The 19,723-nt window shown below is 69.3% G+C and carries 18 protein-coding genes; 10 read left to right on the top strand and 8 right to left on the bottom strand.

Annotated features, from left to right (window positions below; genetic code table 11):
• The 4 genes from hpaE (at nucleotide 1) to DQW85_RS41150 (ending at nucleotide 4,688) form a co-directional block, all read left to right on the top strand.
• Nucleotides 1-1,491, top strand: coding sequence for a 5-carboxymethyl-2-hydroxymuconate semialdehyde dehydrogenase (hpaE, locus tag DQW85_RS41165; RefSeq protein ID WP_113705152.1), 1,491 nt, complete (start codon nucleotides 1-3; stop codon nucleotides 1,489-1,491).
• Between the two features lie 52 nt (nucleotides 1,492-1,543).
• The gene (gene hpaD, locus DQW85_RS41160; RefSeq protein WP_113705151.1) at nucleotides 1,544-2,587 is read left to right on the top strand and encodes a 3,4-dihydroxyphenylacetate 2,3-dioxygenase; all 1,044 of its coding nucleotides are present in this window, start codon (nucleotides 1,544-1,546) and stop codon (nucleotides 2,585-2,587) included.
• Between the two features lie 9 nt (nucleotides 2,588-2,596).
• On the top strand, nucleotides 2,597-4,066 hold the full coding sequence (locus DQW85_RS41155; RefSeq protein WP_113705150.1) for an amidase: 1,470 nt from the start codon (nucleotides 2,597-2,599) through the stop codon (nucleotides 4,064-4,066).
• Nucleotides 4,067-4,139: 73 nt separating this feature from the next.
• Nucleotides 4,140-4,688, top strand: coding sequence for a DM13 domain-containing protein (locus DQW85_RS41150; protein WP_205315801.1), 549 nt, complete (start codon nucleotides 4,140-4,142; stop codon nucleotides 4,686-4,688).
• Between the two features lie 23 nt (nucleotides 4,689-4,711).
• Here DQW85_RS41150 and DQW85_RS41145 read toward each other — a convergent pair whose 3' ends face one another.
• A complete protein-coding gene (locus tag DQW85_RS41145) occupies nucleotides 4,712-5,704 on the bottom strand; it encodes a helix-turn-helix domain-containing protein (protein ID WP_113705149.1) in 993 nt (330 codons plus the stop codon).
• A 128-nt stretch (nucleotides 5,705-5,832) separates the two neighbouring features.
• Here DQW85_RS41145 and DQW85_RS41140 point away from each other — a divergent pair, with 128 nt between their 5' ends.
• On the top strand, nucleotides 5,833-6,669 hold the full coding sequence (locus DQW85_RS41140; protein WP_338043454.1) for an SDR family NAD(P)-dependent oxidoreductase: 837 nt from the start codon (nucleotides 5,833-5,835) through the stop codon (nucleotides 6,667-6,669).
• A 237-nt stretch (nucleotides 6,670-6,906) separates the two neighbouring features.
• Here the strand turns inward: DQW85_RS41140 and DQW85_RS41135 are convergent, their stop codons facing one another.
• Complete coding sequence (locus DQW85_RS41135) at nucleotides 6,907-9,132, bottom strand: GDSL-type esterase/lipase family protein (RefSeq protein WP_162795784.1); 2,226 nt, start codon at nucleotides 9,130-9,132, stop codon at nucleotides 6,907-6,909.
• A 252-nt stretch (nucleotides 9,133-9,384) separates the two neighbouring features.
• Between DQW85_RS41135 and DQW85_RS41130 the strand changes: the two genes are divergently transcribed.
• A complete protein-coding gene (locus DQW85_RS41130; RefSeq protein WP_113705146.1) occupies nucleotides 9,385-10,464 on the top strand; it encodes an esterase-like activity of phytase family protein in 1,080 nt (359 codons plus the stop codon).
• Here DQW85_RS41130 and DQW85_RS41125 read toward each other — a convergent pair.
• On the bottom strand, nucleotides 10,459-12,516 hold the full coding sequence (locus tag DQW85_RS41125) for an ATP-binding protein (protein WP_162795783.1): 2,058 nt from the start codon (nucleotides 12,514-12,516) through the stop codon (nucleotides 10,459-10,461). The genes DQW85_RS41130 and DQW85_RS41125 overlap by 6 nt on opposite strands.
• A 90-nt stretch (nucleotides 12,517-12,606) precedes the next feature.
• Between DQW85_RS41125 and DQW85_RS41120 the strand changes: the two genes are divergently transcribed.
• Nucleotides 12,607-13,011: a DNA-binding protein gene (locus DQW85_RS41120; protein ID WP_240197759.1), complete on the top strand. Its 405-nt coding sequence runs from the start codon at nucleotides 12,607-12,609 to the stop codon at nucleotides 13,009-13,011.
• 1 nt (nucleotide 13,012) lies between these two features.
• A complete protein-coding gene (locus DQW85_RS41115; RefSeq protein ID WP_113705160.1) occupies nucleotides 13,013-13,648 on the top strand; it encodes a transcriptional regulator in 636 nt (211 codons plus the stop codon).
• A gap of 23 nt (nucleotides 13,649-13,671) precedes the next feature.
• Here the strand turns inward: DQW85_RS41115 and DQW85_RS41110 are convergent, their stop codons facing one another.
• Together DQW85_RS41110 and DQW85_RS41105 are read right to left on the bottom strand one after the other, a co-directional pair.
• Complete coding sequence (locus DQW85_RS41110; RefSeq protein WP_162795782.1) at nucleotides 13,672-15,243, bottom strand: alpha/beta fold hydrolase; 1,572 nt, start codon at nucleotides 15,241-15,243, stop codon at nucleotides 13,672-13,674.
• Nucleotides 15,244-15,505: 262 nt separating this feature from the next.
• Nucleotides 15,506-16,159, bottom strand: coding sequence for an O-methyltransferase (locus DQW85_RS41105; protein WP_113705143.1), 654 nt, complete (start codon nucleotides 16,157-16,159; stop codon nucleotides 15,506-15,508).
• A gap of 70 nt (nucleotides 16,160-16,229) precedes the next feature.
• On the opposite strand from DQW85_RS41105, the gene DQW85_RS41100 reads away from it, so the two are divergent.
• Complete coding sequence (locus DQW85_RS41100; RefSeq protein WP_113705142.1) at nucleotides 16,230-16,880, top strand: TetR/AcrR family transcriptional regulator; 651 nt, start codon at nucleotides 16,230-16,232, stop codon at nucleotides 16,878-16,880.
• Between the two features lie 62 nt (nucleotides 16,881-16,942).
• On the opposite strand, the gene DQW85_RS41095 is transcribed toward DQW85_RS41100, so the two are convergent.
• From DQW85_RS41095 to DQW85_RS41085, 3 genes are all read right to left on the bottom strand, one after another.
• On the bottom strand, nucleotides 16,943-17,488 hold the full coding sequence (locus DQW85_RS41095) for an Rv1733c family protein (RefSeq protein WP_162795781.1): 546 nt from the start codon (nucleotides 17,486-17,488) through the stop codon (nucleotides 16,943-16,945).
• A 210-nt stretch (nucleotides 17,489-17,698) separates the two neighbouring features.
• The gene (locus tag DQW85_RS41090; protein WP_113705140.1) at nucleotides 17,699-18,106 is read right to left on the bottom strand and encodes a VOC family protein; all 408 of its coding nucleotides are present in this window, start codon (nucleotides 18,104-18,106) and stop codon (nucleotides 17,699-17,701) included.
• A 10-nt stretch (nucleotides 18,107-18,116) separates the two neighbouring features.
• On the bottom strand, nucleotides 18,117-18,557 hold the full coding sequence (locus tag DQW85_RS41085; RefSeq protein ID WP_113705139.1) for a helix-turn-helix transcriptional regulator: 441 nt from the start codon (nucleotides 18,555-18,557) through the stop codon (nucleotides 18,117-18,119).
• A gap of 224 nt (nucleotides 18,558-18,781) precedes the next feature.
• On the opposite strand from DQW85_RS41085, the gene DQW85_RS41080 reads away from it, so the two are divergent.
• The coding region (locus tag DQW85_RS41080) for a hypothetical protein (protein ID WP_113705159.1) at nucleotides 18,782-19,723 on the top strand (942 nt) is incomplete at its 3' end.

Here is a 19,723-nt window from a genome sequence, read left to right as displayed (position 1 = left end):
ATGTCCACCACCTGGCCCCCTCCGGCCGGAGTGCCTGACGAGATCCGCCACTGGATCGCGGGCGAGCTCGTCGCCAGCGCGGACGGCCGTACCTTCGACGTGGCAGACCCCGTCTCCAACAGCACCTACACCACCGCGGCAGCCGGCGGCGCGCACGAGGTGGATCGGGCCGTGCGCGCCGCCACGGCCGCGTTCCCGGCCTGGTCCGCCCTGGGCAATCGTGAGCGTGCCCGCATCCTGCACCGCATCGCCGACGCCGTCGAGTCCCGTGCTGAGCGCCTGGCCGCGTTGGAGTCCTTCGACTCCGGGCTGCCCATCACCCAGGCCCGCGGCCAGGCCCGTCGTGCCGCCGAGAACTTCCGCTACTTCGCCGACGTCATCGTGGCCCTGGGCGAGGACGCCTACCGGGTGGGCGACCAGCAGATCAACTACGTGGTGCGCCGCCCTGTGGGAGTCGCCGGCCTGATCACACCGTGGAACACCCCGTTCATGCTGGAGAGCTGGAAGCTGGCCCCGGCGCTCGCCGCGGGCTGCACAGTCGTGATCAAGCCGGCCGAATGGACACCTCTGTCGGCTTCCCTGTGGCCGAAGATCATGGATGAGGCCGCGGTGCCGGCGGGCGTGGTCAACATCGTCCACGGCATCGGTGAAGAGGCGGGACAGGCGCTGGTCGACCATCCGCACGTGCCGCTCATCTCCTTCACCGGCTCCACCGACACCGGACGCCACATCGTCCGCAGCTCGGCGCGGCACCTCAAGAAGCTCTCCATGGAGCTGGGGGGAAAGTCCCCGGTCGTCGTCTTCGCGGACGCGGACGTGGAGGCCGCGCTGGACTCGGTGCTCTTCGGCGTGTTCTCGCTCAACGGAGAGCGTTGCACCGCCGGCTCCCGGGTCCTGGTCGAGCGGCCGCTGTATCAGGAGTTCACCCGCCGCCTGGCCGAACGCGCCGAAAAGGTCAAGGTGGGGCCGCCCGCCGACCCGGTCACGGAAGTCGGCGCCCTCGTCCACCCGGAGCACTATGCGCGGGTGCTCGACTACGTCGAGACAGGACGGAAGGAGGCGCGGTTGGTCGCCGGCGGGTCCCGACCCGGTCAGCTTCCCGAGGGCAACTATCTCCAGCCGACCGTCTTCGCCGATGTCGCGCCCGGCGCCCGGATATTCCAGGAGGAGATCTTCGGCCCCGTCGTGGCCGTCGCCCCCTTCGACGACGAGGCCGAGGCGGTCGAACTGGCCAACGCCACCCAGTACGGCCTGGCCGCGTACGTGTGGACCAGCGATCTCAAGCGCGGCCACCGCATCGCCCACGCCGTCGAGTCCGGCATGGTCTGGATCAACTCCCACAACGTCCGCGATCTGCGCACACCGTTCGGCGGCGTGAAGGCCAGCGGCCTGGGCCGCGAGGGCGGAGCGCACAGCATCGACTTCTACACCGAATCCAAGATCGTGCACGTGGCGCTGGGCGAGGTGCGCACTCCCCGATTCGGCGTCTGACCCACCCGTCCGCCCCTCGCCCGGGCACGCCCCTCCAGGAGGAGCCGCCGTCATGAGTTCCAGGAGTTCCATGTCCCCCGCGGGCCCCCCGCCCGATGTCATCCGGTCCGCCTACGCCCAGCTCGTGGTCACCGACCTGGCCAGGGCCCGGTGGTTCTGGGTGGACATGCTCGGCCTGTTCGTCCAGTACGAGGATGAGCGTTCGCTCTACCTGCGTGGCACCGACGAGCTCACCCACCACTCCCTGGTGCTGCGCGAGGGCGAGACCGCCGCCCTGCAGCACATCGCCTACCGGGTCCGCACCCCCGAGGACGTGGGCCGGGCGGAGGAGTTCTTCACCGCACTCGGCCGTTCCACCCGTCGTGTCCCGGCGGGGAGAGGGACCCGCGGCATCGGCGACGCGGTCCGCGTGGTCGACCCCCTGGGCTTCCCCGTCGAGTTCTTCCACGACATCGAGCGGGGTGAACGCCTCATCCAGCGCTACGACCTCCACCGCGGCGCCGAGATCGCGCGCCTGGACCACTTCAACATCGTGGTGCCGGACATCCCCGCCGCCTACCGGCACTACAGCTCGCTCGGCTTCGGGTGCTCGGAGACCATCGAAGGCGACGAGCACGAGATGTACGCCGCCTGGATGTACCGCAAGCAGACCGTCCACGACGTCGCCTTCACCGCGGGCGCCGGACCGAGGCTGCATCACCTGGGGATGGCCACCCACGAGTCACACCAGGTGCTGCGCACCGCCGACATCTTCGGCGCGCTGCACGAGGAGGGGTTCATCGAGCGCGGCCCGGGCAGGCATGGCGTCTCCAACGCCTTCTACGTCTATCTGCGTGACCCGGACGGGCACCGCGTCGAGATATACACCTCCGACTACTACACCGGCGACCCGGACCACGAGACCTACCGCTGGAACGTGCACGACGACCGCCGCCGCGACTTCTGGGGCAACGCGGTCATCGAGTCCTGGTACAAGGAGGCCGTCCCCGTGCTGGACCTGGACGGCGTCACGCAGCCGCTGCGACGTGAGGTGCTGGACGAGTCCTCCGTCACGGTCGGGGCCGACGGCCTCGGCACCATCATCAATCGTGAGTAAGGAGTGAGGATGAAGCTTTCGGAGTACGTGACATTCGACGCCGTCGGGCTGGCCCAGCTGGTCGCCCGCGGCGAGATCAGCGGCCGCGAACTGTCCTCGACGGCACTGCGCGCGGTGGAGGCGGTCAACCCGGCGGTCAACGCCGTCGTGGAGACCTGGGCGGCCGAGCCGGAGCGCGAGGTCCCCGCCGGCGGGGAGCGCCAGGACGGCGGCTCACTGGCCGGGGTCCCGTTCCTGATCAAGGACATCGGGGTGGCCATGGCCGGCAAGCGGATGGAATTGGGCAGCCGCCTCGCCCGGGGCAACGTCAGCGCCGCGGACTCCTTCCTCATGCGACGCTTCCGCCGGGCCGGACTGGTGACGCTCGGGCGCACGACCACACCCGAGCTGGCGGCCAGCACCACGACCGAACCCGTGCTGTACGGGCCCACCCGCAACCCCTGGGACTCCGACCGCAGCGCCGGCGGCTCCAGCGGCGGCGCGGCAGCCGCCGTGGCGGCCGGGATCGTTCCGCTGGCCCACGCCACGGACGCGGCCGGCTCGATCCGGCTCCCCGCCTCCTACAACGGGCTGTTCGGACTGAAGCCGACCCGTGGCCGGGTCTCCCTCGGTCCGGACGCCGACGAGGTCTTCCACGGACTGGCCGTCCAAGGGGGCGTCAGCCGGTCGGTGCGAGACAGCGCCGCCCTGCTGGACCACATCAGCGGCGGGGAGCCCGGCGACCCCTACTACGCCCCCGAGCCGGAGCGACCCTACAGCGCCGAGGTCACCCGCGACCCCGGCACCTTGCGGATCGGAGTGCTCACCCACGCCTGGGGAGGACACCGCACCGCGCCCGCCGTGGCCGACGCCCTCTCCCGCGTCACGCGGCTGTGCGAGGAACTCGGGCACAAGGTCGAGGAGGCCCAGGTCGGCCTGGGAGTCAGCTGGGAGGAGTTCGTCCTGGCCAACGCCCGGATCTGGAACGCGAACCTCGCAGTGCAGATCGACGCCCTGGCGGCCGCCTTCGACCGTCCCATCGACGCCACCACCCTCGAGCCGTGGACGCTGGCGTGCTACGCCTACGGGCAGCGCGTCAGCGGAGCCGACCTGGTCATCGCCCTCGGGGCGCGCAATCGGGTGACCCGCGGCCTGAGCGCCTGCTTCACGCGCTACGACCTGCTCCTGACCCCGACGACCCCGGAGCCCGCCGTACCGCTGGGCACGTACGACGAGGACATCGAATCGCTGGACGGCCTGGGCTGGCTGGACCGGATCCTGGGATGGTCCCCGTTCACCGCACCCAGCAACGTCGCCGGGATACCGGCCATGTCCGTCCCCCTAGAGACCGACCCGGGCAGCGGACTGCCGATCGGATTCCAGTTCGCCGCCGCGTACGGGCGTGAGGACACCCTCTTCCGCCTCGCCGGCCAGCTGGAACGAGCCCACCCCTGGTCCGACCGCACCCCCGCGATCTGGGCGGGCGACCTGAAACCCTGATGTCACGCAGGGTGGTACGCACCGTAACCGCTACGTAAGAGCTGACCGGCGGCTGACGTGGTGCCCTTGAAGCATGAAGCTCTTCAGGCATCCGGTCACGTTGGCCGTCCTCGGCCTGGGCGTGGTGGCCTTCGCGTTCGCGATGTACCTGTTCCAGCCGTGGCGGCTGTTCACGACCGTCGCGGTGGACGAGCCACCGCCCGCGGTCTCGTCGGCTCCGAAGGAGCAGGCGGGCGCCCCGCTCTCCCCGTCCGAACCGCCGGCCGGCGCACCCGTGAAGCAGAACGAGCAACTCGCCTCGGGCACGTTCGTCACCCACGAGCACGAGACCACGGGCACCGCGAGAGTGCTGAGGCTGCCGAACGGCTCGCGCGTACTGCGCTTGGAGAACCTCAACACCTCGGACGGCCCCGACCTGCGAGTCTGGCTGAGCGACCAGCCGGTCACCGGGAATTGGTTCAACCTCGACGACGGACGTCACCTGGAACTTGGCCACCTCAAGGGCAACAAGGGCAACGCCAACTACGCCATCCCGGCCGACGCGGACCTGACCTCGCTCAAGAGCGTGACCATCTGGTGCAGGCGATTCAGCGTCTCATTCGGGGCCGCGGCGCTGAAATAGCCTGGCTCCCCCAGTCTCCCCTACTACGAGCCGCGCTCGATCTGCCGGTTCGCGCGGCCGTACTCGGCGGGCGTTTGACCGTACTGTCTCTTGAAGGCTCGGATGAAGTGGCTGCTGTCCGCGAACTGCCAGCGGGCGGCGAGTTCGGTGATGACCGGCCGGACGGACAGCGCGGTCAGGTCGAGCCGGGCCTGCTCCAGCCGCCTGCGGCGGATGTAGGCGGACACGGACTCCTCGGCCGAGGCGAACGCCCGCTGCAACGTCCGTACGGACACATTCAGCTCGCGGGCCAGCATCGTGGGAGAGAGGCCGGGATCGGCGAGGTGGCTGTCCGCGAGGTCCTTCGCGGCCTGGGCCAGAGCGGGCGCCAGCAGCGGCTCGGCGCCGTCGACCTGCTGTCTCAGCACCCCCTTGGCCAGCTCGATCAGGGCGTCGCGGGCGGCCCGCACGCCCGCCGGGGTGAGGTCGTTCAGCGTCGCGTGGACCATGTTCGCGTGAGCCATGAGCACGCGGACCTCGGCCGAGCCGGCCGGCCCGGCGATGTGCCGGTCGCCGATCAGCGGTCTGAGGGAGGCGGGCAGGACCAGCACTCTCGCCGTCGTGCCTGGCGCCACCTCGAAGTTCGACGGCCGGCCGTTGTGCCGGAGGATGAACTGCCCGGTCGCGACGGTGATCTCGCTGCGGTCGCGCGGCAGGGCCAGGTTCCAGGCGCCGCGCCGCATCACGTACATCCGTACCTGGTCGTTGAGGTCGTCATGGGCTCCCACGGTGCGGATGATCGACCCGACGCGGAGATCTGTGATCACCGCGTCCTGCACCTTGGAGGCCCGGACCTTGCCCCGCAGGTCACCGGTCGTGGCCCAGCCGAAGGTCGGCAGGGGGAAAGCCGCGCCTATCTCGGTCTCCCACCCATGCCGGAACTCCTCGAAGACGGGCTGCGCGCCGCCCAGGGCCGCGCCGTCCAAGGAGAACGTGCCGCGCAACCCGTCGGCCCCCGTCCGGTCTGTGCTGCTCATTGATTCTCGGCCCACCTCGTCGCTGATCTTCTACCGGGATGACGCCAAGGTACAAGCATGCGCCGTGCCGGCCCACCTAGGTTTGCCGTGCGTCCCGCCGTCCGGGCGGGTTCAAGGAGGAGATTGACGTGGCCAACGGGAAAGTCGCGGTCGTGACGGGGACTTCCAGCGGGATCGGTATGCACACCGCCGTGGGCCTGGCCCGCGAAGGCGTCCGGGTCGTGGCGACGATGCGGGACACCACCCGGGCCGGCGGCCTGCTGGCCGAGGCCGCCGACCAGGGTGTCGACCTGACGGTGCGGCGGCTGGACGTCACCGACCGGGATGCCGCCCGTCGGTGTCTCGACGAGGTCGCCGCCGATTTGGGGCCCATCGGCATTCTCATCAACAACGCCGGCAGATGTGTCGCGGGCACGCTGGAGCAGATCGACGACGCCGCTCTGCAACGGCAGCTCGACGTCAACCTCTTGGGAGCCGCCGCGCTCACGCGCCACGTACTGCCGTCCATGCGTGAGGCGGGTGGCGGCCGAATCATCAGCGTGACCAGCATCAGCGGAGTCGCGGGCCAGCCGTTCTTCGATGCGTTCAGCGCCTCGAAATTCGCCCTTGAAGGTCTGATGCAATCCCTCGCGCCGGTCGCCGCCCGATTCGGGATCGTGGTCAGCGTGGTCGAGCCGGCGTTCGTCGCGACGAACGTCGTCGAGAACGCGGACGTCGCGGCGCTCTCCAAGCCTGACGACCCCTACCGGGACCTGGCGGACTCCGTCGTCCGGTTCACCGGTGACGCCATGGCGAGCGCGCAATCCGCTCGGGAGGCGGCGGCAGTCGTCATCGAGGCGGCGACGACCGGCGCGCCCCGCTTCCGCTGGCAGTCCTCGGCGGCCGCCGCGGCCGCGGCCGGCCTCTCCCTCGCGGACCTGGACGGCAGCGAAGTGATCAACGCGATGTCCACCTGGCTGGACTGACGCGACCGCCGCGGTGGACGAGCCGCAGCAGCACGAGCACCTCGCCACGGGCACGTTCGTCACCCACGAGCACGAGACGACGGGCACGGCGCACCAGGTCGAGGGCCGGGCACACCACCTGCATCGGTCTGGAAGCCCCGGCCGGCCTGTCACCTGGATCGCGGGCGTAGCGCCCGCGATCCGGGTGACACTGCGAACCTCGCGAGGCCATTCGGGGGCTTCCCGGTTCGGCCGGTGTCAGGCCGGGTCGCCGCCCAGGTTGATCCAGGCGCGAACGGCGCCGTTGTCGCCGACGAGCAGATAGTCGTCGCGGCCGTCACCGTCGAGGTCGGCCAAGACGAGGTGGTCGGGGTCGCCGACGCCGGAGGCGATCTGGCCTCGTTCGATCCAGCCGGGGGTGTCGCCGCGGTCGCCGCCGGCGCTCAGCCATGCCCGCAAGGCCCCGGTCTGGGAGTTCTGTACGAGGTAGTCGTCCTTGGTGTCACAGTTGACGTCGGCGAACAGGACCCGGCGGCCGTCGCTGACTCCCGAGGCGATCTGGCCTCCGTCGATCCAGCCGGGGATGGTGCCGCCGTCGCCGTCGGGCCGGTCCCCGCCCTTGTTCCACCAGACCCGCACCGCTCCGGACTTCGCGTCGACCACGGCGTAATCGTCGCGGCGATCGCCGTCGATGTCGGCGAAGTGGGTGATTCCGGAGGCGTCGACCCCCGAGGCGACCTGGCCGGCGTCGATCCATCCCGGGGTGTCGCCGCGGTCGCCGCCGGCGCTGAACCAGGCGTGGACGGCTCCGGTGTCGACATTGACCTTCAGGTAGTCGTCCTTGCCGTCTCCGTTGATGTCGGCGAACTGGATCTTCTCGTCGTCGGTGGGGCTGGTTCCCGAGGCGATCCGGCCTCCGTCGATCCAGCCGGGAATGGTGCCGCCGTTGCCGTCGGGCCGGTCCCCGCCCTTGTTCCAGTAGGCGTGGACGGCGCCCTTGTCGTCGACGACCAGGTAGTCGTCGCGGCCGTCGCCGTCGATGTCGGCGAACCTGACCTTGTCCCGGCTCGCGACCCCGCTGGCGACCTGGCCCCGGTCGACCCACCGGCCCGCGGTGTCGGTGCACGTGCCGCTGCCCGGATTGACCGGGCTCTTGATCCAACCGGCGGCGTTGGCGCTGAGGATGCCCCAGTAGAAGGCGTCGGCCAACTTGGCGTACCCGGTGTCGTTGGGGTGCAGCCCGTCGGGTACGTCGGCGGTGGTGACCTCCGTGCCGACGAGCATGACGTGTTTGCCGGCCAACTGCCGCCGGTTGACGATTTTCAGCAACTCGCCGTTGAACCTGTCGATCCTGGCCTGGGTGGCGGAGTTCCTGGCGGGGACGAGCGAGGCGACCACCACCGTCGCGTCCGGCGCGGCCTCGGTGATCTGGTCGATCAGCTTGGCCATCCGATCCGGTGCGGTGTCCGGGTTGAACGGCCTGTCCATGTCGTTGGTGCCGGCGTGCAGGGTCACCACATTGGGCCGGCTGGGCAGCGATCTCTTCGCGTTGTCCGCGATCCGATCGATCACCGCGCCGCTCTCCCCCTCGTGGTCGGGATCGGGCACCTGACCGGACCGCGACGAGCCGACGAGGTCGACGGTGTTCCCGGACAGTTTGTTCCACAGCGGCAACCGGTAACCCGCCTTGTGGGAACTGCCGACACCGACCGTGATGGAATCGCCGAGCGGCATGATCCTCAGATTGGCGCCCCGCAGGTCAGGTAGCGCACCCTCGGGGGATACGCCAGAATTCTGCTGAATCCAGTCTGCGATCGACGCCGTCTTGAGCGCGTCACTGCTGCTCGTGCCGTTACCGGCCCGCAGAACACCGTAAATGCGGCCCAGTAGGTAAACACCGGCGCCGGAGTCCCCAGGTGCGGTCACTCCCGCACCGATCGAGGTCAGGAGCATCCCGGTGCCTGGTACACCGTTCCCCGGATCGTAGTTGTCGTCGGCCAGTCGCATGGTCGCCACCCGCAGCGTCGGTGACGACTCCAAGCTGCCGCGTCTGTAGTATCCCCAACCGCGGATGGCCATGTTCGCGCCCACGACCGGCACCTGCCGGGAGTATCCGATCACGTGCTCGGGGTTCGGCGCAGGCTCGTCCAGTTCCAGCAGCACGGCATCCATCGTGCCGTGCAGGATGAATCTGTCGATGCCTCGCACCGTGCCCTGATCGAGTTCCCGGGAACCGATGATGATGACACTGTTGTCAGGCGTCGCTCCGTTTATCTCCACGCAGTGTTTGGCGGTCAGGACCCACCGTACGTCGATGAGTGTGCCCGCACATGCGTAGCGACCCTTGATCCGGAACTGCACCTGACCGTCGAGGGTCGACGATTCCACGCCGTCGTACACCGCGTAGGCGGGTAACACCGCTGTCACCAACGAGCCGAGCAGGCCCACCAGCGCCGCGACTGCTATCAGCAGTCTTCTCCGCACAACATCTCCTTCGCGTCGAGCTGATGATCGCCGCGAAACTAGGGGGTTCAGCTGACTGGTTGGGAGCTCATCCGATGCCACCAGGCTGCTCATCAGTGCTCCGCAGCAGGATGGCCATGGGTTCGCCGGCACTGCCGGGCGCCGTCGTTCCTGCCAGTTCCACCCGCGGGGGCACGTCTGAGCAGCAGCAGGCATCGGCTGAGCAGCAGCTGGCATCCAACGTGACCATCTCCGGTTCCTAGCGTTGCCGGCATGACGGAGACGCAAGTGACACGCGGGCGCCAGGCGGCGCGGGCGCGTTTCCTCGGCGAGCGGATTCTTCCCCACCGCATGCGATTCGAGGGCACCACTGTCGGTGGACTATCGGGAATCGACTTCGACGACCGATCAGGTCTGTGGGTGCTGATCAGCGATGATCGCTCCGAGTTGCATCCGGCGCGCTTCTACACCGCAGCCATCGAAGTTGACGAATCGGGTCCGGGGGAAGTCATCCTCACCGGTGTGCACACCTTGCGAAATCCGAAGGGTGAGCGCTACTCGCCGTTCTCCGCCGCGGATGGTGGTGCGGTGGACCCGGAGGACATCAGAGTGGACCCGCACACCGGTGAGTACTGGTGGTGCCAGGAAGGGAGCCGGCCCGGGTCCACGGATGCCGCGGAGCCCATTGTCGACTGCTCGGTGCTGCGGGCCACACCTGATGGCAGATACGTCGGCGCGTTCCCTCTTCCTGGTAACTATCGCAGCCTTGGCCAGTCGCGTGGCCCCCGCCGCAACTACGCGCTCGAAGCGATCACCTTCTGTGCCCACGGGAGGCTTTTCGCCAGCGCGCTGGAGGGTCCACTCCTCCAGGACGGCCCGCTGGCGACGACGACGGAAGGCGCCCTGTCGCGGATCACTCTGCAAACCCGGCAGGGCGAGGTGCTCGGCCAGTACGCATATCGGCAGGAGGCCCTTTTCCGCGAACCGAGCGTCGACGGCGCACCGGTGCACGGAGTGGCCGCGATTCTCGCCTATCCGGACTCCACCGACCGCCTCCTGGTGCTGGAACGTACGTTCATGCCGGGATACGGCTTCAAGGTGTGGCTCTACGAGGTGAGCCTGCGCGAGGCGATGGACGTCCAGCACGTCGACGCGCTGGCCGGTGTCGATGTCACCGCGCTGGACAAGCAGCTCGTGGCCGACTTCGACGACTTTCCGCTGCGGCAACTCGACAATCTCGAAGGGATGGCGTGGGGTCACGTGCTTCCGTCCGGGGAGCGCGTCCTGTTGCTGGTCAGCGACGACGGGTTCCACCCTCTCGAGGTCACCCAATTCGTCGCCCTGGCCCTATGATCCGGAGTCGTCCGTCCTTTGTGGAGGATGACTCGCTTCGAGCTGCCACAGCAGGTCGCACAGGAACTCAAGGCCGGCTTTCAGGTGCCGCCGGTATGTGCCGAATGGGACTCCGAGCCGGGCGGCGGCTCCGCGCTGGGTCCCCTCCCGGCCGAGAAATGTGGCACGAACAGCGTCAGCGCCCCTGGCGGTGTGCGGATCGGCGGCCATCTGGTCGAGTATGCCGCTGATCCGCCGCCGCAACGCTGTCTGACGCTGTTCGAGATCGGCCCCGATCACCAGGCGACTGGCGAGAAGAGGATTCCCGCTCATCGCCTGGGGGCGATGCCAGAACCGCAGAACGTCCTGCAACGCGGTGTCGAATTCGGGACGACCTATCGGCTCGTGCCGCGTGCCGCTCTGCCGCACGGGAACGTCCGGTCCGTAGAGCAATCGGGCGGACAACAACTCTGCCCAGGCGACCGTGGGCAACCGTTGCCAGTCACGAGCGAACAGGGTGTAGGCGCGGCCGCCCACCTCGACATCGGTCCCGAGCGGGTTCAGGTCAAGATAGCTCAGCTCCGGTTCCCAGTACGCGCGGTCTCGCAGGACGACGAACGACCAAGCCAGACGCGGTGTCCGGAACCACTCGGCGAGAATCATGAGGCGCATCATGTCGACGGTCGGATGCGGACGCTGATAATGCGTCGTATTGACGAAATACCGCGCCACACCGACGACTTCCCCGGAGCCGACGAGCCCGTTCGTGCGCGCGTGTCGCCACGCCGCCGCAACGACCGGATCGGTGGACAGCTCTTCGTCAGTCGGATCGGTGAAGTGCAGGCTCGCCAGGAACGACTGCGCCGAACCGGTGTGCGGATCGCGGTACAGCCGCATCGCTTGAGGCTGGCGGTCCAGCCAGAACGAGGCGATGGCGGACGACTCCGGCCCTTCCATGTCGGACACCATCTGCAGCACGTGCTCGCGGTCGGACGGCCGGTATCTGTCCTCGTGCACCTCACCGGTGGGCAGCCACGATGTGAACGAGATCTTCACCGGTCCATTGCGCATCAGATACGTCAGTGACCGTGCCACCGGCTGGATCGCCGACTCCGGGGCGGAACGCAGCTGGTCCTCCAGATACTCCCTGATGCGGTTGTGCATCACCCCATACCGCTCGCGGTCTCGCCACAGCAGGTCTGACTCCAGCGCTTCCCGCACCACGTCGTGTGGGTAAAGACCGTTACGGCCCGATTCGATGAACGGCAACTGCCGTAACCAGCGGAACAACTCCGGCGCTTGCTCGCCGACCACCGTCCGCAGCAGCTCTTCCGTCGTGGTCAGAGCGTGCGCGCACGTTTCGAGGGCGAGCCGGTGCTCGGGCGACGGGATGTCACCGACCAGATGTTGGAGCAGGGTGGCGATGACGTCGTGCGTCGGTGTCCAGTCCCGCTTGTGCGTGGTGTCCCGGACTGCGACGACCGCTGCCAGGCTCAGCGCGAGCGGATGCCCGCCGGCGAACCCGAGGAGGGAGTCTCGCAGTTCGTCGGGGACGCCCCAGGCCCGCAGCACGGACTGGGCCTCCTCCGGCGAGAAGTCTCCGATCGTGCTCAGCGCGAGCAGCTTGGACCAGGCCGGATCGGTCGACCAGGTGTGATGTGGAGGTCTCCGCCCGGCGACCACCACCACGACCCCGTCCGGCAGCCTGGGAAGGAAGTGGTTCCGCAACCACTTCTCCAACCCCTGCAACCGCTCGAACGTGTCAATCAGCAGGACCGCCCGGGGGTCTCGCATCGCCGCGTCCGCGGCTGCTGTGAAGGCGTCCGGGGAAGGATCGACGTCGTGCCCGTCGACTTCCACCACTGGCCGGCCCGCTTCCAACGCCTCGCAAGCGAGGCGTTGGAGCAAAGTCGTCTTCCCGACCCCGCCGGCACCGGACACGAACAGCACGGAATGCGGCGCAGTGCCGGCGAGGATCGATCTGAACGCGTCCAGCTCCGGCATCCGCCCGGCGAAGGTCTGCAGGCGCCGCTCTCGCAAGTTGGCTCCGAGAGTGTGCTCTGTTGAGTCCACGGGAGCACTATAGGAACTCGAGCGCGGCCCGCGACCGACCACCCACTGGAAACGATCAGTATCAACATTCTGTTGACAACAATGCGTTGAGTGCTCAAGGTGGTCGGCATGGAGAACACAGACCCTGACCACGGGCAGGCCGCCCGCGAGGCCGACGCGCGCAGGCAGTTGTTGGACGCAGGTGCATCGACGCTTCCCCGTGCGCCCTGGCTGCACAACAGCCAGCCGCCTTCGGCGGCCGACTTGATCCACTTTGCCCTGTGGCGCGCCGACATCGCCGGCATCGACGAGCGCACCGTGCTGGCGGCGCTGACCCTGTTGCCCGCCGCCCGGGCTGAGGTGGATCAGGTGGAGGCGGCACTGATGTTCACCGCACGCTCTCACGGCCTGTCCTGGCCGCAGATCTCCCGCGCGATGGGACTGGCCTCCGCCCAAGCGGCGCAGCAGCGGTTCGGCCGGGTGACGGGCCGCGTTGAGAACCGAGGGAGTGCGTGACGTGACCAACCTGTCCGCGCCGGAGGACCTGGCACTTCACGGCGTCCGGGTGCTGGGCTTCCCGACGGCATCCCGCATCGCCGCCCGCTACGGGCTTCAGGTCGATACGGTCCAGGAGGCACTGCTGGACTTCGAGGCCAGGGGTTGGGTTCGCCAGTCGAGCTTCGCCGGCAGTTCGGGCTGGTCGTTGACCGACACCGGCCGCGTGGAGAACGAGAGGCGACTGGCCGACGAACTCGACCGGACGGCCACACGAGACACCGTCACCAGCGTGCACGCCGCCTTCGTGCCCCTGAACCGGCGCTTCGGCACCGCCTGCACCGACTGGCAGATACGGCCGATGAGGTTCGATCCCATGGCTTTCAACGACCACACCGACTGGCGCTGGGACGAACGAGTGCTCCGGACGCTGGCGAATGTAGGCAGGTCGTTCACGGAGCTGTGCAGTCAGCTCGCCGAGTGCTTGGCGCGCTTCGACGGCTACGCCGACCGATACTCCTCAGCGCTGCGCAAGGTGGATATGGGGCAACGCGCCTGGGTCGACGGCCACGACCGAGACTCCTGCCACATACTGTGGATCCAGTTCCACGAAGATCTGCTCGCCACCCTCGGCATACCGCGAGGATCCGACACATGACACCGGCGGTCGGCGCAGGTGATTCAACCGGTGGCGAAGGGGGGAACGGTGAGTGTGTCGACGCAGGAGGTGTCGTAGCCTCCGGACGGTTGGTTGAAGAAACCGACCAGAATCGCTCGGGCGCAGCCGGATTGAAGGAACACCGAGTGGCCGAGTCCGGGAAACCGCAGGGTACGAGAGTGGGACAGGCCGGTGGCGGCGGCAGCGGCCCATCGCGTTCCGGCGGGCCCGTCGAAGGTTCCCGACATCAGCAGGGCGGGTACGCCGCTGCGGGTCTGGGCCGTCACCCGGGGAGCGGCGCGTCCGACGTCCCAGGCCGCGCAGTCGGCGAAGATCCGGGCGACGAACTCCTGCTGCGGCAGCAGGGACAGCACCCGGTCGGGGAAGTCCGGCAGGGCGGCCCTGGCCGCGGCCCGCACCTTCGCGTGGTCGGTGAAGGCCGCCTGCTCACGGCAGACCACCCCGTAGAACAGGCCCCAGCCGACGAAGCCGGGCGGGGACTGGCCGGCCAGGACGGTCTTGGCCGCGGGCAGGCCGTTGCCGGCGGCCAGGGCGTGCACCGCGGCGGGCACGGTGGTCAGCGCCCAGGGTGGCAGGGCCGCCACCACGACCATGTTGGCCAGTTGGTAACCGTCGAACACCACGGTGGTGGCCGGGGACCCCGCCTCGCCGGGCACAGTCACCGTCAGCGGTCGACGGTCCAGGCGTCGCACGGTGGCGGCGAACTCCGCCTGCAGATCGGGATAGGCCGCCTGGCAGGCCGGCTGGGCCGTACACGCGGCGAACATCGCCCTGTACTGGTCGGCGGCGTTGATCCACAAGCCCTCCAGGAGGTTGCGGTCGGGGGTGACGACGGAGTCCAGGACCAGGCTCCGGATCCCATGCGGGTGGTCGCGCAGCAGTTGCAGGGCCAGATCGGTGCCGTAGGACACCCCGTAGACGTTCCATTCCTTGATGCCCAGCGCCGTGCGCAGATCGGCGATGTCCGCGGCGTTCTCGGTGGTGTTGTACGCCGGTAGGTCATAGCCCATCCCGGCCAGCCGGGCGCGACACGACCGGGTCGCCTCGACGCCCTTGCGGGTGGTTTCCGGATCGGTGGACACCAGCGTGACGGCCTGGCGGGTGAACGCGTCGATCTCCGGGCAGCTCAGCAGCGGATCGGAGCGCCCCGTGCCACGCTGATCGACGAAGACGACGTCCCGGTCGGCATTGATCGCCGGCTTGTGCCTGATCACGGTGAAGGCGTCCAGCAGCCCGGACCCGCCCGGACCGCCGGTCAGCCACACCACCGGGTCGGGCCTGGGCCGCGCCGCGGCGGCCTTGAGCCGGGCAACCGCAATCTTGATGGTGCGCCCGCCGGGCTTGGCGCGGTTCTCCGGCACGGTCAAGTAGCCGCAGCTGAACTCCGGCCCGAGCGCGGACACGCCGGACACATTCGGCGCCGGACACGGCGCCGGGGCATAGCCTGTCCGACCGGCCGGCTTGGGCTCCTCGTTCTGGCATCCGGCGGCCCCCGCCGCCAGCAGCACGGCGACCGCCAGGCATGCCACCGCGCGGATCCGGCCGCGCTCGGCGCCCCCGCTCACCGTCCCCATGACGCCCCTACGCCTCCATCGTGAGGGCTGCATCGAGCATCCGGGGCCGACGGGGTCTCCGCGCCCCGCGGCCCCGCCTCCGTAGCAGCCCGGCCCAGATCGCCGAGGTGGAAGAGCACGACACGCACGTCCTCAGTGAGGAGTCGTCGATGTACGGAAAGAGCACACCTGCGGGACCGGAGCTACTACCCATTGGGCGCGCCCCAGTGTCCATCTCGCAACCTGCCCTTTCGCGCCTCGCACGTCCGCCGCGCCGCGTCACTCAGAGGCGGCAACTGATCTCCATGCCGTCCTCGACAGGGAAGGACACGCTCTGATAGCCGTTCGCTGGGTCGCGTACGTAGTCGAGATACGGCCGCAGGCCGCTCAGGTCGATGTCGTCGGCCACGACGAGCGTGCCCGGCCGCAGGCGCGGCTGGAGAAGTCGCAGTACGGGCAGGCACAGGTCCTTCCAGCCGTCCAGCAGGACGAAGTCCGCAGGGCCGTCGAGGCTGCGGAGGGTCTCGCGGGCGTCTCCCTCCAGCACGGTGATCAGGTCGTCCAGGCCGGTCTTGGCGAAGGTCCGGCGCGCCGCGGCGATCTTGTCCTTGCTGAGTTCCGTGGTGATGACGCGTCCGGCGCCGTTGTCCCGTACCGCTGCGGCCAGGTAGAGCGTGGAGATCCCGAAGGACGTGCCGAACTCGACGACCGTGGTCGGACGGACGGCTCGGACCAGGTTGTAGAGCAGTTCTCCCCCCGCGGCGGAGATCGGCATGTAGATCTCCGCCGCGGCGTCCGCGTGCTCTTGGGGCGACATCGCCGCGAACCCGCCGGGCAGTACGCGAGCGACTGTGGTCTCGTCCTGCTCGGCTCGCTCGAACATGCGGCTCAGGGCCGCCACGATTCGCGGGTCGGCGAGCGTGTGGGTGAATGTCATGAGCGCTAGAGTAGACGCAACGTTGCGTCATTTCTAGAGCTGAATATCATTGCTCCGAAAGGGAGGCGGGATGGCATCTGTGACACGCGCTGCCGAGCCGAGCGGCACCGGCGGATCGGGGCGGCGTCACCACGGAAACCGGCACGGACGCAGCGAAGAGGCCCGGCTGGCGATACTGGAGGCGGCCGACGACCTGCTCGTCGAGAAGGGTTTCGCCGGCGTCACCATGGAAGGCGTCGCCGCGCGGGCCGGTGTGGCCAAGCAGACCATCTACCGCTGGTGGAACACCAAGACCGACGTCCTGATGGACACCTTCCTCCAGGACGCGACCGAGGACCTGACGCCGCTCGATTCGGGCGACGTCGCGCTCGACCTGCGTGACTATCTGCGCCGGCTGGCGTGCTTCCTCGGCGAGTCCGCACCTGGCGCCGTCTTCAAGGCGCTGATCGCCCAGGCGCAGCATGACCAGGGGTTCGCCCAGGTCTTCCGGTCCAGATGCCTCGACGCGCAACGCCGCCGCGACCGCCTGCCACTGGAACGGGCCGTGGACCGGGGTCAGCTCCCTGCCGACCTCGACATGGCAGCCGAGACGGACCAGCTCGTGGGCCCTCTCTACTACCGCGTGCTGGTGACCGGCGAGCCGATCGGCCCCGAATTCACCGACGGGCTCGTCGACGCGTTCCTCCGCCGCCACGGGTTGACGACGCCGCCACGACCCTGACCCGCCCCGCCCGCCTTGCGCAGGTGCGCCCTCGCCGACCCTCTGCGATCCGGCCATGGCCCTCACCGATCGCAGGCTCGCACCCAGGAGGTCTCCCATGCGGCCTGGCGGCTCCGATCAAGCAGCCTCCTGAACCCTCGGACGCCCGTGATCAGTACGGCCGCGGAGCCGGCCATGACCAGGACACCCATGGTGATGGCCCCGGCCAGGGTTTCCGCGCGACATGTCGGCGGCCTGGTCACCTCGCCCTGACCGTCGAGCCACACGATCACCGGCGTGCCCGCCTTCGCCCCTGCCGGTGCGGCCACCCGCTCCGATGTGAGCCGGCCCGCTGGGGTGACCCACTGCGCCACAGCCCGGGTCTCTCCGATGGAGCCGGAGCCCGGAGCGTCCCGCACGAGCGTCGCCGTCGTCGGCTGGCGGATGCCCGGTCCGGTTCGTTCGGAATACAGCCCGCCCTCGTGGACCAGCCTTCCCGCGACGGCCGCGGGCCAGACGCTGAGCAGGAACAGGGCCAAGGCCACCAGCACGCCAACCGTCTCCAGCCGGTCGGACCGCCGGCGCAGTGGGTTGCGATCGAACCGGTACCGCCGCACGCGAAGTGTCATCCATTGAGCCGTGACTCGCATGGCGCACCTCCCCCGCCTGTACTCACTCCATCCTGCGACGGTGACGGGGGCCTCGACAGGGTCGTACGGCTCGCCGTGAGCAGGACCTTGGCCCCCTCCTGAGCACCACGAGCGGGTCACCGAGCAGCCGGACGGCGCGCCCTCCGGGTCGGCTCGAAGGCCGGTGGTCCGCTCCCAGCGGCCGCACGTTTACGCCTTGGCTCCCTGGATCCGCACCATGTTGCCCGAGGGGTCGCGGAACGCGCAGTCGCGCGGCCCCCAGGGCTGATCGATGGGCTCCTGCAGCACCTCGGCGCCGGATGCCCGTACCCGCTCGAAGGTCGCGTCGACATCGTCGGTGCTGAAGACGGTCATCGGCAGGACGCCCTTGGTGAGCAGTTCTTGCAGGGCGTCGCCGTCGGCCTGGGAACGGCCGGCGTGCGGCTCGGAGAGCACGATTTCGAGGTCCGGCTGAGTCGCGCTGCCGAGGGTGACCCAGCGGAAGCCGCCGGAAGCGACGTCGTTGCGCACTTCGAGGCCGAGCGCGTCGCGGTAGAAGGCGAGCGACTCGTCCAGGTCGTTGACGGTGATGTGGCAGTACTGGAGTGCGATGGTCATGTCGCCAACGTTAGGCGGCGGCGGGACGGCCCGCTTCTCCGATCCTGCTCGGCGGATTTCTCGTCGGGCGGGTGCGCACCTTCGCCACGCACGCGGGCATCGCCGCCACGGCGCTGTGCTCCCGGCTCCGGTAGGCGCTCGGCGTCTCCCCCACGAGCTCGGTGAACCGCGAGCTGAACGAGCCGAGCGAGGTACAGCCGACCGCCATGCACGTGTCGGTCACGCCCATACCCCCGCGCAGCAGCGCCATCGCCCGCTCGATCCGGCGGGTCATGAGGTAGCTGTAAGGCGTCTCGCCATAGGCCGCCCGGAACCGTCGCGAGAAGTGCGCCGGCGACATGAGCGCGTGGCGGGCCATCGTCGGCACGTCGAGCGGCTGTGCGTAATCCCGGTCGATCAGATCCCGTGCTCGGCGCAGGTGCGCGAGGTTGGCGAGGTCTTCCGGTGTCATGGGACGACGCTACCACCCACCGGCGGGCCACGGCATGGTGGCGAGCGACCAGGATGGTCGCAGGTCAGACCACCCTGGTACGGCCGGCCCTACCATCCGCGGGGCGGCTGGCCGCCGGTGGTTCGGAGGCCGGCAGGCTGGGGCGGGATCGAGCGGATTTCTAACGTCGGATGCGTTCATTCATCGCGCGAGAGCCCCAAGGCTCCGCTCCGAAAGGCGAGCCGATGTCCGCAGTTCTCGAATCAGCTCCTCCGGCGGTCCGCCGCCCGCACCGCCCGCTCCTGCTGATGGTCGCCTCGATGGCACTCCTGCTGGTCGTCTCGGCCGTGGCACTGGTGGCCGACGACCGGGTGCTGCTCGGCGCGCCGATCTGGGGAAAGCCCGTCAAGTTCGCCGTGTCGTTCATCGTGTACGGCCTGACGCTGGCCTGGTTGCTGAGGCTGCCGCACAAGGCGAGCCGATGGACCTGGGGGGTGGCGACGCTGCTCGCCGTCGCCGGCATGCTCGACGTCGGCATCATCGCGGTACAGGCTGCACGCGGCACGTTCAGCCACTTCAACGAGGCGGACGAGCCGTTGAACGACGCCATTCAGTTGATCTTCAGCGTGGGTGTGCAGGCGCTCATGCTCGCGAACCTCGTCCTCGCCGGGCTCCTGATCTTCCAGCGGCTGGGCGATCGAGCGATCACCTGGGCGATTCGTGCGGGTATGACGTTCGTGGTCGCCGGCATCGGCCTCGGGCTCCTCATACCGATGAGGTCCAGCGGGGTGTGGACGGCCAAGGACGCGGCCGGGCACTCCGTCCCCCTGGCCGCCCAGCACAACGTGGGCGTCCCGGACGGTGGCCCCGGGCTGCCGCTCACCGGCTGGAGCACGGTCGGCGGCGACCTGCGCATCCCGCATTTCGTCGGGCTGCACGGGCTGCAGGTCATGCTGGTCGTGGCGCTGGTCCTCGGGTTCCTGGCGACCCGCGTCACCCGGCTGCGCGACGAGCGGACCAGGGCGGGCCTGGTGATCGTGGCGGCCGCGGCCTACACGGGCCTGATCGCCCTGGTGACCTGGCAGGCGCTGCGCGGGCAGGCGCTGATCCACCCCGACGGCCAGACGCTGGGCGCCCTGGCCCTGCTCGCCGCCGCCACCACGGCGGCCGGCTGGGCGGTGCTGGCG

The sequence above is a fragment of the Nonomuraea lactucae genome (genome assembly GCF_003313395.1).
GTDB lineage: Bacteria > Actinomycetota > Actinomycetes > Streptosporangiales > Streptosporangiaceae > Nonomuraea > Nonomuraea lactucae.
The sequence above is the reverse complement of the archived record's forward strand: the minus strand, read 5'-3'. Positions and strand labels throughout refer to the sequence as shown.